The organism is Solitalea lacus, from assembly GCF_022014595.1.
Lineage (GTDB): Bacteria > Bacteroidota > Bacteroidia > Sphingobacteriales > Sphingobacteriaceae > Solitalea > Solitalea lacus.
On the sequence record NZ_CP091740.1, the window covers coordinates 574,677 to 591,799 of the forward strand.

The 17,123-nt window shown below is 37.8% G+C and carries 15 protein-coding genes; 13 read left to right on the top strand and 2 right to left on the bottom strand.

What is annotated here, in order from left to right:
• Positions 1-87 precede the first annotated feature (87 nt).
• The 6 genes from L2B55_RS02425 (at position 88) to efp (ending at position 6,205) form a co-directional block, all read left to right on the top strand.
• Positions 88-1,308: an HD domain-containing protein gene (locus L2B55_RS02425; RefSeq protein WP_237848701.1), complete on the top strand. Its 1,221-nt coding sequence runs from the start codon at positions 88-90 to the stop codon at positions 1,306-1,308.
• Positions 1,309-1,494: 186 nt separating this feature from the next.
• Entirely contained in the window at positions 1,495-2,535 is a 1,041-nt protein-coding gene (lpxD, locus tag L2B55_RS02430; protein ID WP_237850316.1) for a UDP-3-O-(3-hydroxymyristoyl)glucosamine N-acyltransferase, read from the top strand.
• Positions 2,536-2,713: 178 nt separating this feature from the next.
• Complete coding sequence (locus tag L2B55_RS02435) at positions 2,714-4,114, top strand: bifunctional UDP-3-O-[3-hydroxymyristoyl] N-acetylglucosamine deacetylase/3-hydroxyacyl-ACP dehydratase (RefSeq protein ID WP_237848702.1); 1,401 nt, start codon at positions 2,714-2,716, stop codon at positions 4,112-4,114.
• On the top strand, positions 4,111-4,893 hold the full coding sequence (gene lpxA, locus L2B55_RS02440) for an acyl-ACP--UDP-N-acetylglucosamine O-acyltransferase (RefSeq protein WP_237848703.1): 783 nt from the start codon (positions 4,111-4,113) through the stop codon (positions 4,891-4,893). The genes L2B55_RS02435 and lpxA overlap by 4 nt, the downstream gene beginning before the upstream one ends.
• Positions 4,893-5,513 carry an ABC transporter ATP-binding protein gene (locus L2B55_RS02445; protein ID WP_237848704.1) on the top strand — a complete coding sequence of 207 codons (621 nt, stop codon included), beginning with the start codon at positions 4,893-4,895 and terminating at the stop codon, positions 5,511-5,513. The genes lpxA and L2B55_RS02445 overlap by 1 nt, the downstream gene beginning before the upstream one ends.
• 128 nt (positions 5,514-5,641) lie before the next feature.
• Entirely contained in the window at positions 5,642-6,205 is a 564-nt protein-coding gene (gene efp / locus L2B55_RS02450) for an elongation factor P (protein WP_237848705.1), read from the top strand.
• A 202-nt stretch (positions 6,206-6,407) separates the two neighbouring features.
• Here efp and L2B55_RS02455 read toward each other — a convergent pair whose 3' ends face one another.
• Positions 6,408-7,694, bottom strand: coding sequence for a voltage-gated chloride channel family protein (locus L2B55_RS02455; protein ID WP_237848706.1), 1,287 nt, complete (start codon positions 7,692-7,694; stop codon positions 6,408-6,410).
• Between the two features lie 125 nt (positions 7,695-7,819).
• On the opposite strand from L2B55_RS02455, the gene L2B55_RS02460 reads away from it, so the two are divergent.
• Together L2B55_RS02460 and L2B55_RS02465 are read left to right on the top strand one after the other, a co-directional pair.
• Positions 7,820-8,776 (top strand): tryptophan 2,3-dioxygenase family protein, encoded by a 957-nt coding sequence (locus L2B55_RS02460; protein WP_237848707.1) that lies wholly within the window; start codon positions 7,820-7,822, stop codon positions 8,774-8,776.
• 100 nt (positions 8,777-8,876) lie between these two features.
• Positions 8,877-9,941: a branched-chain amino acid aminotransferase gene (locus L2B55_RS02465; RefSeq protein ID WP_237848708.1), complete on the top strand. Its 1,065-nt coding sequence runs from the start codon at positions 8,877-8,879 to the stop codon at positions 9,939-9,941.
• Positions 9,942-10,026: 85 nt separating this feature from the next.
• Here L2B55_RS02465 and L2B55_RS02470 read toward each other — a convergent pair whose 3' ends face one another.
• Positions 10,027-11,808 (bottom strand): hypothetical protein, encoded by a 1,782-nt coding sequence (locus L2B55_RS02470; protein WP_237848709.1) that lies wholly within the window; start codon positions 11,806-11,808, stop codon positions 10,027-10,029.
• A gap of 184 nt (positions 11,809-11,992) precedes the next feature.
• Between L2B55_RS02470 and miaB the strand changes: the two genes are divergently transcribed.
• The 5 genes from miaB (at position 11,993) to secG (ending at position 17,073) form a co-directional block, all read left to right on the top strand.
• Positions 11,993-13,414 carry a tRNA (N6-isopentenyl adenosine(37)-C2)-methylthiotransferase MiaB gene (miaB, locus tag L2B55_RS02475; RefSeq protein ID WP_237848710.1) on the top strand — a complete coding sequence of 474 codons (1,422 nt, stop codon included), beginning with the start codon at positions 11,993-11,995 and terminating at the stop codon, positions 13,412-13,414.
• A gap of 170 nt (positions 13,415-13,584) precedes the next feature.
• A complete protein-coding gene (locus tag L2B55_RS02480; RefSeq protein WP_237848711.1) occupies positions 13,585-14,835 on the top strand; it encodes a sigma 54-interacting transcriptional regulator in 1,251 nt (416 codons plus the stop codon).
• 31 nt (positions 14,836-14,866) lie between these two features.
• Positions 14,867-15,376, top strand: coding sequence for an LptE family protein (locus L2B55_RS02485; RefSeq protein WP_237848712.1), 510 nt, complete (start codon positions 14,867-14,869; stop codon positions 15,374-15,376).
• Between the two features lie 3 nt (positions 15,377-15,379).
• Complete coding sequence (locus L2B55_RS02490; protein WP_237848713.1) at positions 15,380-16,666, top strand: hypothetical protein; 1,287 nt, start codon at positions 15,380-15,382, stop codon at positions 16,664-16,666.
• Positions 16,667-16,716: 50 nt separating this feature from the next.
• A complete protein-coding gene (gene secG, locus L2B55_RS02495) occupies positions 16,717-17,073 on the top strand; it encodes a preprotein translocase subunit SecG (protein WP_237848714.1) in 357 nt (118 codons plus the stop codon).
• Positions 17,074-17,123 lie beyond the last annotated feature (50 nt).

Below are 17,123 nucleotides of genomic sequence, written 5' to 3' on the forward strand. Positions count from 1 at the left end.
TAAGTAAGACAATAAATCAAACAAACAGTGAAACACTTGCTGCGTTTTCAACTGTAAATTTACCAAATTTGTAGCCTTTATGTAGATATGCTCAATAAGAAGAAAATTGTAAATGACCCAGTTTACGGATTCATTAATATACAATACGAAATTATTTTCGATTTATTATCGCACCCTTGGTTTCAGCGATTAAGAAATATCAAACAATGCGCCATGACGCATTTAGTTTACCCCGGAGCTATGCACACACGCTTTCAGCATGCTTTGGGGGCCACTCATTTGATGAGTTTGGCCATTGAAACCCTACGGTCAAAAGGTAATGAAATTACAGAAACTGAAGCAGAAGCCGTAACAGTGGCTATTTTACTGCACGATATTGGTCATGGTCCGTTCTCTCATGCGCTTGAAAACTACATTATTGAAGATGTGCATCATGAAACGATATCAGCTTTAATTATGGATAAGCTTAATCAGGAGTTTAATGGCAAGCTTACCATGGCAATTGATATTTTTAATGACCGGTATCCAAAGCGCTTTTTACATCAATTGGTATCTAGTCAGTTGGATTTGGATCGGATGGATTATTTGAACCGCGACAGTTTTTTTACGGGAGTGTCAGAAGGTGTAATTAGCTACGACCGAATCTTAAAAATGCTGAATGTTGCCAATGATCGGATTGTGGTAGAGGAAAAAGGGATTTATTCAGTAGAGAAGTTCATTATTGCCCGTAGACTCATGTATTGGCAAGTTTATTTGCATAAATCTGTGATTGCTGGTGAAACAATGCTCTTCAAAGTTTTAAAAAGGGCAAAGGAGCTTGCTTTACGCGGTGTTGAATTATTTGCTACACCTTCGTTTAAATTGTTTCTATACAACCGGATAGCACATGCTCGTTTCCTATCTGATGAAATCTATCTGGATCATTTTGTTAAGTTAGATGATCATGATATTAATACATGCATAAAAATTTGGGCCGACCATGATGATAAGATACTTTCTTATCTGTGTAAATCGTTAATAAGCCGTAAACTGTATCGGGTCGAGATACAAAAAGAACCTATAGGTATTACTCGAATTGAAGAAATTAAGCGACAGGTAAAGCAATATTTTGATATTTCGGATGAAGAGGTGCATTATTTTGTTTTTACTGACATGATTTCTAACAGTGCCTATAAAAAAGTTGACAGCATAGAGATTTTGAGGAAAGACGGCTCTGTGATTGATTTAACTGATGCTTCAGATAATTTTAATATTGAAGCACTCGCTAAAACAGTTGAGAAATATTACCTATGTTCGGTTAAAATTTAAAAAAAATGAGTGGCATGAATAATTGAATTAAAAGGTTAGCATATTAACATTAACAATTATTCAAACAATCAGCCGTTTAAATAGGATTCTACTTGTTAACATTACTTTTGCACTTAATATTCATTTGTTAATGTGCAGGATTTTTCATCACCTTTGTAAAATTTTTAAAAAAAGCACATATACATGATCCTGTTTACCGCAGCGGAATTAGGTCAATTATTGAATGGGGTTGTAGAAGGCAATCCGGATGTTACAGTTTCAACTTTAGCGAAAATTGAAGAAGGTACTACAGGTGCTCTTTCATTTTTAGCTAATCCAAAGTATCTACCACATCTATACACCACCAACTCTTCAGTAGTTATTGTTAATAAAGATTTAGTGCTAACTGGTGAAGTACTGTGTACTTTAATCAGGGTTGATGATGCGTATTCGGCCTTTTCAATTCTGCTTGAGAAGTATAATACTATTAAACAAAATAAATCAGGGATCGAACAGCCATCCTATATTAGCCAATCGGCAACTGTGGGGGATAATCTGTACTTAGGGGCGTTTGCTTATATCGGCAACAATGCTAAAATTGGTCAGAACGTTAAAATTTATCCACAGGCCTATATTGGAGATAATGTTAAAATTGGAGATAATACTACCATTTTCGCCGGTGTTAAAATCTATTCAGATTGTGTGATTGGCAATAATGTAATTATCCACTCAGGAACCGTTATTGGTAGCGACGGCTTTGGCTTCGCTCCACAAGCTGACGGTACTTATACCAAAGTAGCGCAAATTGGAAATGTTGTGATTGAAGACAATGTTGAAATTGGTTCAAATACTTCAATTGACCGAGCTACAATGGGATCAACGATTATCGGCAAAGGTGTGAAGATTGACAACCTTATCCAAATTGCTCATAATGTAGAGATTGGAGCTAATACGGTGCTGGCCGCGCAATCAGGCGTTTCGGGTAGCACTAAAGTTGGTGAAAATTGTGTTATTGGAGGTCAGGTTGGTATTGTTGGACACATTACCATTGCCAAAGGTTCTCAATTTGGGGCACAATCAGGTGTGCACCGAACCATTGAGGAAGAAGGCAAGAAATGGAATGGTTCTCCAATTGTACCTTATTTCCACTCTTTAAAAACTGTAAATAGTCTGCCTCGTTTGCCAGAGCTTGAACGTAAAGTTTCTGAGCTTGAAAAACAATTAAAAGAACTTTTGGGACGTAAATAGCCTAGTTTTTGTACCAATGTCTAAATTGGTTTATAGACTAAAGGTTAAAAAATGCATTTTTCGTTATTCCATATCTAGTTTTTAGTAATTTTGCAGGCTGAATAATATACGCTGTGTTAAATAGAGAGAGTAAATAGGAGGCTACTCCTATTATCCACAGCTGATAAAATTACTTTTAATGAACGTTAAACAAAGAACCCTCAAGGCTCCTGTATCAGTATCAGGTGTGGGCTTGCATACTGGCGCCAGTGTAACTTTAACCTTTAAACCAGCACCTGAAAATCATGGTTATAAATTTCAACGCATTGATTTGCCGGGTAACCCCATTATTGATGCCGATGTTGATAACGTTACCGATACTTCACGGGGAACAACCCTGGAGCAAAATGGCGGCCGTATAAGTACTATCGAACACGTTTTAGCTTCTTTGGTAGGTTTAGAAGTAGATAATGTACTTATTGAAGTTGATGGTCCGGAAGCTCCAATTATGGACGGAAGCTCTATTCAGTTCATAGAAGCTTTGGAAAAGGTTGGTTTTGAAGATCAAAAAGCAGACAGAGAATACTACCATATTAATCAGAATATTCACTATGCTGAGGCTGATCGTAAAGTTGAAATGATCGCCATGCCTGCTGATGACTATCGTTTAACCGTAATGGTTGATTATAACTCACCGGTTTTAGGTACACAGCATGCTAATATTTCTCACATTTCTGAATTTAGAAGTGAAATAGCTTCATGCCGCACGTTTGTGTTCCTGCATGAGTTAGAAGTATTGCTAAAACACGGGTTGATAAAAGGAGGAGACTTAAATAATGCCATTGTAATTGTTGATCGTGAAGTAAATGACGGTGAATTGGCACATTTGGCAACCTTATTTAACCGTGAAAAGATCGCTGTAGCCAAAGAAGGTATTTTAAATAATATTTCTTTGCGTCATCAAAATGAACCTGCACGTCATAAACTGTTAGATGTTATTGGTGACTTAGCTTTGGCGGGTATGCCGTTAAAAGCTCATATCATGGCTGCACGCCCTGGTCATGCCGCTAATGTGGCTTTCGCCAAAAAGATCAAAGCATTGATTAAAAAAGAGCGTCGTGGTAAGAGCATTCCTCTATACAACACTAACGCAAAGCCCGTTTATGATGTAAACGATATTATGGCTCGTTTGCCTCACCGTCCTCCTTTCTTGTTGATAGATAAAATTCTTGAAATCTCTTCAAGCCACGTAGTAGGAGTGAAAAATGTAACCATGAACGAACCGTTCTTTGTTGGTCACTTCCCTGGAGCTCCGGTAATGCCTGGGGTATTACAAGTTGAAGCACTAGCCCAAAATGGGGGTATTCTTGTATTGAATACTGTTCCTGATCCTGAAAACTACCTTACTTATTTTATGAAGATTGAAAATGTTCGCTTCAAAGAAAAGGTTCTTCCAGGAGACACTCTAGTGTTGCGTTGTGATTTGACTGCTCCAATTCGCAGAGGTATCTGCCAGATGAAAGGTATTGTAATGGTAGGGGATAAAATTGTAACAGAAGCCGAAATGATGGCTCAAATAGCTAGAAAACCAAACGTATGATTCAACCGTTAGCATATATACATCCACAGGCTAAAATTGCAGATAATGTTGTGATTGAACCTTTTGTAACAATTCATAAAGACGTAGAGATAGGAGAAGGAACGTGGATAGGGCCTAATGTGACAATTATGGATGGCGCTCGTATCGGTAAAAATTGTCGTATTTTCCCAGGAGCTGTAATTTCAGCTGTTCCGCAAGACTTAAAATTTGGGGGAGAATATACTATTGCTGTTATTGGTGATAACACTACGATTCGTGAGTGTGTTACTGTAAATCGGGGTACCAGCGATCGTAAAGAAACTCGCATTGGCAGCAACTGCTTACTGATGGCTTATGTGCATATTGCACATGATTGCATTATCGGAGATAATTGCATTTTAGCTAATGCAGTGCAAGTTGCCGGCCACGTTACTGTTAATGATTGGGCAATCATTGGAGGTACTTCAGCTATCCATCAATTTGTTTCAATTGGCGCACATGTAATGGTTTCAGGAGGATCTTTGGTTAAAAAGGATATTCCTCCTTATACCAAGGCAGGAAGAGAGCCATTGTCCTTTGTTGGAATTAACTCTGTTGGTTTGCGTAGAAGAGGCTTTGGTTCTGAAAAGATTAATCAAATTCAGGAAGTTTATCGTATCCTGTATATGAAAAACTTTAATACCACAAAGGCTTTAGATATTATTGAAGCAGATATTACCCCTACTGAAGAGCGTGACGAAATTGTCAACTTTGTGCGCAATTCAAACCGCGGTATTATGAAAGGCTTTTCAAGTAATTAATGGAGATAAGCCTGCAAAATATCGGTCGACGTTTTAACCGGGATTGGATATTCCGGGGGGTCGACTACCAATTTGAGCAAGGTCAATCTTATGCGGTGCTAGGCCCCAATGGGTCGGGTAAATCTACCCTAGTACAAATAATCGGAGCCAGTTTAAGCCCTTCTGAAGGAAAAATTACTCACCAATATTTAGGAAAGGAAATTGAAGCTGAAGAGGTTTTTAGCCTCCTCAGCTTTGCTTCCCCTTATCTCGAACTAGTTGAGGACTTTACCCTCAACGAAATCATCGATTTTCATTTCGGATTTAAATCATTCATGCCAGGATTTGATAAGCATGCTGTAATTGAACTGCTAGGCTTTGAAAAATACAGGGATCGATTTATAAAAAACTACTCATCGGGTATGAAGCAGCGCGTAAAGCTAGCGTTGGCCTTTTGCACAGATGCTCCCTTGCTCTTACTAGATGAACCCACATCAAACCTAGACCACCAAGGCGTCGAATGGTACTTAAGTTTAATTGGACGCTTTGCCAATAATCGTCTTACTATTGTTTGTTCTAATCAGGAGCATGAATATGCTTTTTGTCAGCACAAAATAAATGTGATGAATTATAAGATGTAATGCATTGAGATAAGATCATTTCGTTCAATAAACTGTTTAAGATAATCTTAAATAGCCCTTTGTTAGGTATTCAAGACTCTGAACTTTTTATTATCTTTGCGGCTCAATTTCAAACACTTTAATATTTTATGGCTAAGGCTTCAGAAGTAAAAACTGGTAATATTCTTCGTTTTAATGGCGAATTGGTATTGGTAGAAGAGTTCATTCACCGTACTCCAGGCAATCTTCGTGCTTTTTATCAGGCATCAATGCGTAACGTAAAAACTAATAAATTGGTTGAGTACCGTTTCCGTACTGATGAAGAGGTTACTATTGCTCGAGTTGAAACTCAAAACTATCAATATTTATACGAGGATGGCGAAAATTTGGTTGTAATGGATAATAATACTTACGATCAGATTTATGTTCCTAAAGCAATGTTTGGCGACGCTGTTAAATTTTTAGCTGAAGGAATGCAGGTGATGGTAGCACTTGAAAATGATGAGCCTATTATGGCCACAATGCCAAGCCATGTAACGCTTGAAATTACATATTCAGAGCCGGCTGTTAAAGGTGATACTGCAACCAACGTAACTAAAGCGGCAACTGTTTCAACAGGAGCAGAAATTCGTGTTCCGTTATTCATTAATGAAGGTGATAAAGTTCGGATTGATACCCGTACCGGTGATTATATTGAACGTGTGAAAGAATAATACTTTCTATAGTTTAGTTTAAATAAAAACGCCTTTGAATAGCAATTTTCAAAGGCGTTTTTATTTAGTTCAGCGCTATTTGTTCAGATTTTAACATTTCACCTTTTTTATACTACATCAAGCGAATTAGAAGTATATCTTCATTATAAAACTTTCACTCGCCATCGATTTTAGCTGCAAAAAAATAGTTAAATGCAATTAATTATTTATTCAAATATCTCAGTAAAATGTGTTTGTGATTTTTAGTGGGTTGCGATAGATAAATACTGGAGTTGCCGGAAAATAAGAAAGAAACGATGCTGGCAATTGCAATAAAAACGCCGGTCTGGATGCCAAAAAGTTCTATCCCCATAACAATACAAGTCAATGGAGTATTGGCAGCTCCGGCAAATACTGCAACAAATCCCATCCCTGCTAAAAGTCCCACAGGTAATGGGAGAAATAGTGATAAAGCGCTCCCCAGCGTTGCCCCAATAAAAAACAAGGGCGTGACCTCTCCCCCTTTGAATCCACATCCAATAGTAAAGGCTGTTAATAATAGTTTAGCAGCAAAATCAATAAAGGTTTGTTGCTGCTGAAATGATTCAGCAATAACAGGAAGACCCAAACCTGTGTACCGCGTTCCATAGGTTGGGGCTAGCCAATTTATCAGAAGGAAAACGCCCAGAACTGCAAAGCCTCCAATGACTGGTCTAATGGGTGCATATGATACCTTTTCCTTAAAAGCATCAGTAATTTTATGCATTGTTTTAGAAAAGATCATGGCTGTAATGCCAAATAAAATGCCTGCAATAATGGCATAAGATATGCCTGGAGCATCTAATAAAGGAGTCTTATCAATATGGTAATGGTTGTGATCAACATTCCAGGTGCGGCAGGTTTGATCTGCAATAACTGCTGAAAGTAAAGCTGGTAAAATAGCTGTGTAACTGATTTGCCCTACAACCAAAACCTCTAATCCAAAAATGGCACCAGCCAATGGAGTGCCAAATACTGAGGCAAAACCACCTGCAATACCTGCTATAAGAATCACCTTGCGATCTCGCGGTTTCAGTTGGAACAAATTAGTAAACTGATCAGCCAACGAGCCACCCATTTGTACGGCTGTTCCTTCTCTTCCGGCAGACCCGCCAACAAGGTGCGTCAGAACGGTTGTAAGCCAAATAAGCGGTGCCATTTTAAAAGGCACAATATTTTTCGGATTGTGAAACTCTTCTAAAAGTTGATTATTGCCTTTTGAAACGTCCTGCCCGTAATAATGGTAAAGCAGTCCAATGAATAATCCGGCTAAGGGCAAAAAAAAGATTACCCAAAAGTGATTCTCCCTCCAGTAGGTTGCCCAATCCAACGAAAGCAAGAAGCCTGCCGAAGCTGAACCGGTAATTATTCCAACCAGCAGGCATATTAAAAGCCATTTAATTAAATACCCTAAAAGTATGAGCTGGTCTGAGAGAAATATGGATTTTTTTCGAATGATTGGTACTTTCATCAACAGTGGCCATATATGTGTTGCAATGCGAAGATAACAAGCTGCAATTAATTACCGAATGAATATGTGGCTTTTTGAAAGCATTGAACTACCTTTGCAGAGCCTAAACAAATCAATAAATTATTATGCAACTTACTGATGAACTTTTGAAACGGCTTGAGCAATTGCAGCAAAAGTATGATGCAATGGGGCAGGATATGAATTCATATCTTGATGGTTTGCTCTATGCCGATTTTTTAACCTATTGGGATTATATACATCTCGATACCCTTTTAACTCTTCAGCATCCTAAAACACAGTTTCCGGATGAGAAAATATTTATTATGTACCATCAGATTACGGAATTGTATCTGAATTTGATTTTACATGAATGCGAACAAATTGCACAAAAGAGTGAGTTAAGCGTTAATTTCTTCGCTGCACGTTTAAAACGTGTAAATCGTTATTTCGAAGCGTTGATTGACTCTTTTGATGTGATGGTTGATGGAATGGAAAAAGAACAGTTCTTGGCATTTCGTATGTCGCTGTTACCGGCCAGTGGTTTCCAATCGGGACAATACCGGATGATTGAAATTTATGCATCTGATTTCTTAACACTTGTTCCCGCAGAAAAAAGAGAGAGTTTAAAAAATGCATCTATAACTGATCTTTACGAAAACTTGTATTGGAAAACCGGTGCGACAGAATTATCAACAGGTAAAAAAACGCTTACGTTAAAACAATTTGAGCAAAAATATAGTCAGAGGTTTATTGATTTGGCAACGAATCTTCAAACCAACAACTTTTGGCGATGTTATTTGTCTTTACAAAGTAAAGGTGAGGATGTATCCCAATTGAAAGAGTTGTTGCGCAGCTTCGATACCTATGTAAACGTAAATTGGAAGCTGATGCATTATCGTTCGGCTGTGCGTTATATGCAACGCGATCCAGAAGATATTAAAGCAACAGGTGGTACCAACTGGCAGAAATATTTGCCGCCACGTTTCCAAAAACTAGTTTTCTATCCTGAGCTATGGACTTCCGATGAGATTGAAAATTGGGGTAAAAGTTGGGTTGATGAATTTGTGCCAGTAAAGAAATAGAAATAAAAAGAGCCTTTTCTTGCTGCATATGAGGCAGATAAATTAGAAAAGCTGTCAAAAAATGACTAATCTTGCATACAGTTAACTAAATAAGTTTATAATGTTGGAGACTTTGAATATTGACGTTCAAAAAATTGAACAATCAAAAATCAGCAGTGTTGATTTTAATGACTTACCGTTCGGAAAGGTTTTCGCAGACCACATGTTTGTGGCAGAGTATAGCGATGGCGAATGGAAGAATTTAGCCATTAAACCATACGCACCTATTGAGTTTACACCTGCAATGGCTGCTCTTCACTACGGGCAAGCTATATTTGAAGGTCTGAAAGCTTTTAAAAATGAGCAAGGACAAGCGGTGATTTTTCGCCCTGAGGCGAATTTCCAACGTTTCAACTTATCAGCAGAACGTATGTGTATGCCAACTGTTCCTGAAGAAATCTTCATGAAAGGCATGGCGCAGTTAATTGATATTGATCAAAATTGGATTCCAAATAAACCTGATAGCGCATTATATATCCGTCCGTTTATGTTTTCAACGGATGAGTTTATTGGCGTGCGTCCTTCTTCTAAATACTTATTCATTATTTTTACTTGTCCTGTAGGAGCTTACTACAGCAAACCTGTAAAAGTTAAGTTTGAAACTACTTACTCTCGTTCATGCCCTGGAGGAATTGGTTATTCTAAAGCAGCAGCTAACTACGGAGGGGCAATGTATCCGACTATGCTGGCTCAGAAAGAAGGCTTTGACCAGGTAATTTGGACTGATTCGAGTAATCATGAATTTATTGAAGAGTCGGGAGTAATGAATGTAATGTTTGTAATTGATGGCAAACTGATTACGCCTCCTGCCAAGGATACTATTTTGAAGGGCATTACCCGTGATAGCGTATTAACTGTTGCACGCGATTGGGGAATGACAGTTGAAGAGCGTCCGGTTGCAGTTTCAGAAGTAGTAAATGCTATTGAAGAAGGTCGATTGACAGAAGCATTTGGTGTTGGGACAGCTGCCACAATCAGTCAAATTGCGCAGATTACCAATGGTAGCAAAGATTACGTTTTACCTGATCCTGCCGGCCGAGAATTCTCGAACAAGGTTCACAAACATCTTGATGCTATTAAAGCAGGCACTGTTACTGATACCCATGGGTGGATTTACAAAGTTTAATTCAATGTCCTTTTAATAAAAAAAACACCCCGGCTTTAAAAAGTCGGGGTGTTTTTTATTAAAAAGCCCAGTATTCATCATTGTGTTACTTTCGATTGGATTGCTTTTCAAGCTCCTGCTGTAACTTTCGTGCTTCACGCTTTCGTTTTGACTTATTTTTATACGCTTCGAACTTTGTTTTCAGGTCTGCAATTTTGATTTCTTTTTTAGCGGTTACTCCAACAGCCGGTTTTATAGCCATGAATAAACTTTTCCATAAAAAATTAAACACAGACCTTGTTTTATCTCTATGATAGGAAACATTAATAATACGAGGAGGAAGGCCCGCAATAGGGTTGCTCTCATCAATAATTAAAGCGTTAACAAGTGTTGATGCAAGCCCTTGGCGCTCAGTAGTTCCTGTTTGCTTATTTAATAGCTGCAATTCCAAATTACTATACAGAAACTTTAAATGAGTTTTTGATACGTCAGGAGTGGCTGTGATGTCAAAATTCAGTTGATTAACCCTTCCCGTTCTTACTCGTATATAAGCCAGCTTTTCTAAAGCCGTGTTCATTCTGTCAATGTCCATTGCTTTCAATGAACCGTTAACTTTAAAAGTTTTTTCCGAAGGGTTCACGGGAAGGATGAATTTAACATGTAAATCACCTGAACCCATTAGAAATGCTTGAGCATTTATATTGATGTTTTTGGGTATTGACGTACTTATTATATTGTTAATGTTTGTGAAATCAGCATAAAGATTGGTGAAATAAATTGCTCCAGCTTGTTTGCCTTTCTCAGGTACCTCTTCATAGTTGATGTAGCCGTTTTTAATTTTAAGATTGGCTATTAAAACCTCATGGGGTAGTTGCTGAAGCATCTGATGGAATAATAGTTTCTCTTTAAAGTTCTTTCGCTTCACATTCTTGTCTCTGTAGGATTCAAATTGAGGCTTAATTATTTCTATATTTTTTACTCGAATGCGTTCATCAAAAAGTAAAGTTCTAAGTTGAACACCTTTTAAGTAAACTGAATCAGTAGTTAGCGTGAAACAGTCGGTTTGTTCGCCTGCTTTTTGTGCAAAGACTTCCTTTTTAAACCTCGGGGTTAGGTTTACATTGACGAGGGTTATACTGGAATCACTTGTTGAGAGGTTAAACTGACCAATGCTAAATGAATAGCGATTATTGGGCGTTAAGTAATTATAATCTGCAACCTGAACTTGAATGTTTTTACAATAAAAGAATCGAGTGGTATCCATTTCGGACACAGAGTCAACTAGGAAATCGTCAGCCTCAATGGTGAATTTGTTTATGTGAATTGAAGTGGTTTTGTTTTGGGTTTTGCGATTATAAGTAAAATCGCCGTCAATGATTTTGATTGCTCTAAGTTGAGTTGCCTTAAACAAAGAAGCTATCATTTGATAAAGATTTTCAATCGGTTTTGTTGTTTTGGTCAACTGGATATTTAAATCTTTAACCAAAACCAGTTTAGGTTGTTCGATTAGTAAAAGCCGTATAGATAGCTTTTTGTATTTGAAATAATCCCATAAATTAACGTTACTTAACTGAATTGTTTTACAAGAAGCAGTATATAGCGAAGGAGGCGCCAAGGACAATTCCTTTAATTGATTATAACGGTTGGTGTCAGGCAGTAATCGCGGTTGGTTTATTTTAATTTTACCGATAAAAGGTCTTATTATTACCCGGTCCATCTCCAGTCGGTATAAGCCTTTTGATTTTTCAAAAACCTCTTTCTGAAGCTTCGTTTTTAAAATGTGTTCATAATGATAAGCATAAAAAATCACAATGCTGCCCATAGTGAGCAATATAAAAACAATTATTCCTGCCAACCAATAAAGAGTTTTTCGTTTTTTTTCAGGCATTTGTCTATACTCAGTGCGTAATTTAATAATTAGTAAAGACAATCTTACTGCCAAAGTGTCATTTGTCGGGGTAAATGCTTATTTTTGCCGTCTTATTTTTTTGAAACACAGTTGGTAATCAGTTAATAAAGAATAGACTAACTGGAAGTAAGAGGACGTTTAGATTAATAAAAAGAGAAGAGATATGTTTAACTCGGGCATTACGGTTAAGGAGCATGATGAAGCGCGTCAGGGCGAGGCGTTGTTGTTAGAAAATCAATCTGGTAAAAATAACGGACGTAAACTTTATATTGAAAGCTACGGTTGCCAGATGAACTTCTCTGATTCGGAGATTGTAGCTTCCATTATGCTTGATATGGGTTTTGAAACCACCGGTACCTATCAAGAAGCGGACGTGATTTTTATCAATACCTGTTCTATTCGTGAAAATGCTGAACAACGTGTTCGTAACCGCTTAAAAGACTTTGCTGTTGCTAAGGTTCGGAAGCCAGATATGGTTGTTGGAGTATTGGGATGTATGGCTGAGCGACTAAAAGCGAAGTTTTTGGAAGAAGAGAAATTGGTGGATATTGTTGTAGGGCCGGATGCTTACCGAGACTTGCCTAATCTGATCGGACGTGTTGATGAAGGAAATAAGGCCGTTAACGTGTTGCTTTCTCGTGAAGAAACTTATGCCGACATTAATCCTGTTCGACTTACCAGTAACGGTATTTCAGCTTTTGTTTCAATTATGCGAGGATGTGATAACATGTGTTCGTTTTGTGTAGTTCCATTTACGCGTGGGCGTGAGCGTAGCCGTGATGCACATTCAATTGTAAAGGAAGTAACAGATTTATATAACAGCGGTTACAAAGAAGTAACTTTACTAGGTCAAAACGTAGACTCTTACAAATGGCAAAGTGAAGACGGTTCTGAGAAAGTGAATTTTGCACAACTGTTAGAACGAGTGGCTCTGGTAAGTCCTGAAATTCGAATTCGTTTTTCAACTTCTCACCCTAAAGATATTACCGATGAGGTGTTGTTTACCATGGGTAAGTATGAGAATATTTGCAAATACATTCACCTTCCTGTTCAGTCTGGTAACAGCCGCGTTTTAGAGCTGATGAACCGCACCTATGATCGTGAATGGTATATGGAGCGTGTTGAAGCCATTCGTAGAATTATTCCTGAGTGTGCAATTTCTACCGACATTATTGCTGGGTTCTGCTCTGAAACTGAAGAGGAACATAAAGATACGCTTTCAATGATGGACTTTGTACAGTATGATTTTGCCTATATGTTTATGTATTCAGAGCGTCCGGGAACTCCTGCTGCCAAAAAATTAGCCGACGATATTCCTGCTGAAGTGAAGAACAGAAGGTTGACGGAGATTATCAATAAGCAGCTGGGACTGTCTAAATTAAAACTCGAAGCACAGATAGGCAAAGTTCAGAAAGTATTGGTGGAAGGATTTTCTAAAAAATCGGATCAGGATTACTGCGGAAGAAATGATCAGAATGCAATGGTAATCTTCCCGGTAAGAGAAAATATAAAACCAGGCGATTATGTAAACGTATTGGTTGAACGTTGCACCTCTGCCACGCTGATAGGAACGTTAGTAAAGTAATGGAGTGAATTGATGATTGTATTATCGGTGACCAAATGAAAGAATTTATTTAGACTCACCTAGTCAGTTCAATCATCATTCTAAAAACTCATTGGTTTCTAATTTGACTCATTAATAATATATAAAACTGAAAAATATTTTTCAGTCTTTCTTCATTATTGTAATCTTTAATGAACGTACAAGAAATTAAACAACGATTTGGGATTATTGGTAATTCGCCATTGCTGAACAGGGCAATTGATATTGCCGGACAAGTGGCTCCTACCGATATTTCTGTTCTTATAACCGGTGAAAGCGGATCTGGAAAAGAGGCGTTTTCTCACATTATACATAATCTGAGTCATCGTAAACATGGACCGTTTATCGCTGTGAACTGTGGTGCCATTCCCGAAGGAACAGTTGATTCTGAATTATTCGGCCATGTGAAAGGTTCGTTTACCAATGCTGTTGATGACCGTAAAGGTTATTTCGAAGTAGTAAACGGAGGGACAATTTTTCTGGATGAGGTTGCTGAATTACCACAGGGAACACAAGCGCGCTTATTGCGTGTTTTAGAAACTGGTGAATACTTACGAGTGGGGTCTTCAAAAGTGCAAAAAACTAATGTTCGTATTGTTGCAGCTACCAACGTTGACGTTTTTGAAGCTGTGCAAAATGGAAAGTTCAGAGAAGACTTGTATTACCGCTTAAATACTGTCCCATTAAGAATTCCTTCATTACGTGAACGTAAAGAAGATATTTACTTGCTGTTCAGGAAATTTGTAGCTGATTTTAGTGAGAAGTATCGCAGCCCTTCGGTTCAGTTAACAGAAGATGCTCGTCAAATCCTTGAAGATTATTCATGGCCGGGAAACGTGCGTCAGTTGCGTAACTTGGCTGAACAGATTGCCGTATTAGAAAAGAATCGGGAGGTGGACGGTGTTACTTTGAGACATTACCTTCCGGTAGAGCAGTCAACCACGTTGCCTATGTTACGGAAAGAAAGTAACTCAACGAATGACTTCTCTGAGCGAGACATCTTATATAAGGTGTTGTTCGACATGCGAAAAGATATTACTGATTTAAAGAAACTGGTAGTTGAAATTATTCAACATCCTGAAGGGATTAGTCACATTGTGCAGTCAAATCCTCAGATTATTACCAAATTGTATAGCGACGTCCGACCGTTTGAAGATGAGAATATTGATATTGCTACGCCATTAAATATACAGCCCGTTGTAGCTCCTGTTGTCCCTCAGTCGCAATATCATCCAATAAATATCGCTGAAGAGGTGGAGGAAAGTCTGTCTCTAAACGATCAGGAGGCAGATTTAATCAAGAAGGCTCTGAAAAAACATAAAGGTAAAAGGAAATATGCCGCTTCAGAATTAGGTATTTCTGAAAGAACCCTATATCGTAAAATTAAAGAGCTAAATTTATAGTGTAAATTGCACGTTTGTGTTAAATATTGGAATGAGAAAAATAATATTTCTTACTCTTGGAGTTTTATTATCATATGCACTTTCAGGGTGTTATTCATTTACGGGAGCATCAATTCCTCCAACAGTTAAAACCTATTCAGTGCAGTTTTTTGAAAACAGAGCTCCATTAGTAGATCCCACCCTAAGTCAAAAGTTTACTGAGGGACTTAAAGACAGAATCTCTCGCCAGTCGCCACTTGGATTGACACGTTCCATAGGTGATGTGAACTTTGAAGGAACTATTATCGGATACAGAGTAGAACCTGTGTCTTTTACTTCGGAAGGAACAACTGGAGCTGCTGAACAAAACCGTTTAACCATAACGGTACAAGTAAAATGTACCAACACCAAAGATGAAAAGCAGAGTTTTGAACAGTCGTTTTCTCAATTTGAAAACTTTCCAAAAGGGCAAAACTTGGCATCGGTACAGCAACAGCTTAACCAAACAATTATTGATAAGTTAACAACTGATATTTATAATCGAGCATTCTCAAACTGGTAAAATTTGAACGCAGGAATATTTAATAATTCATTGAGCAACTCAGCTGAGTTGGGGAACAATATGGAAGAAAGTCTAAGTAAAGGATTGCTGAACTATCCATATTGTGCTACCCTGCATTTTATGCGTGCCAAGTTGGCCAAGAAATTGGCCCCAAACGAATATGAATCGTTAAGAGGAACAGCTGCGGCTTATGCAGTAAGCAGAGAAGCCCTGTTTTGTTTTCTAAACCCTCCCATTACGTTAAATCAAGTTGCTGATTTAGCTGTTTTGGAGGAAGAAAAACCATACATATTTACTGAAACGTCAGTTGATGAGAATCAACTTGTGACTGAGTCAAATGTTGCTGAGGATAACCTGATAAAAGATGACGAGGCAATTGATTTTTTAAATGCCGAGTCAGAAGTTGAAGATTTGCTTGAACCACTAACCATTCAGCCGGAAACAGTTAGTCCTCAAGATTATTTTGAAGTAAGTGATCAGTTACCAACAGAATTCCAAAATGTAAAACCTGCCGGAACTTATCGGGATGCGGAAGCATTAGTTCATGATGAAGAAATTAAGGTGTCTAATGAAGCGTCAGAAGATGAGCAAGATGATTATAGCACTCCGCCAGAATTTCATCGTTGGAAAAACAGTTTAGAAACTCCGGTTAATCTAATATTACAGAAAGATACTTCTATAACCGAAACCGTTAAGAGCGAAGAGCTAGAATCTGAAAATACAGTTATTCCTCACAAAAAGGAAACACTTCAAGTGTTTGAGCCTCTGCCTACCATATTAGAAGGCGAAAATAAGATAGCCTTAAGCATTGATGATAAACTTCCTCATACTTTTACCTTCTGGCTTCGTCGCATCAGAGGAGTGCAGGATACTGTTAATTATGCGACTGATCATGTGGATACAACAGTGCCAATTAAGCGTGTAGTTACTACAGATATTGGTAAAGAGTTTTTGGAAAATGCACTCCATGTATCAAATCTAAATGAACTTGAGCAAACAGTAGTGATTGAGTTTGATTTGCGGAAGAAAGAAGATCAGATAATTGAACGCTTCATAAGGGAAGAGCCAATGATAAGAGCGGTTCAGTTGAATGAGATATCATTTGAAGATAAGTCGGAAAAAAGCACAAATGATGAAATGGCAATTGTCAGCGAAACAATGGCTAAAATATATGCAGATCAGCATTTGTATGAAAAAGCAATTGTGGTATACGAAAAATTGTGTTTGAAATATCCGGAAAAAAATACTTACTTTGCGGCTCAAATTGAGAAACTTAAGCATAATAGCTAAGTTGTCAACTAATTAATTAAGAAAACGAACTTTAATTTATAAATAGAAAGATGTATTTGGCATTAGTGATCTTAGCAATTTTAATAGCGATTTTATTGGTATTAATTGTATTGGTACAAAACCCTAAGGGTGGAGGTTTAAGCTCAGCATTTGGTGGTAGCAACCAAATGATGGGAGTTCAAAAAACTTCTGATTTTCTTGAGAAAGCAACTTGGTCACTGGTTATTGCCCTTTTGGTTGTAAGTCTTTCTACAAATTTCTTTATCAACCGTGGAGGTGAGCAAGGTGAGTCGGCAATACAAAAACAAATTGATAATACTAACATGCCGTCGCAAGCTCCTGCAAAACTTCCTGCAGGTAATAATGCAGCTCCTGTTGCTGCTCCAGTTGATAGCGCAAAAAAATAATATCAATTTTAAGATATAGTAAAAGCAGTCGGAAAAGCAACGACTGCTTT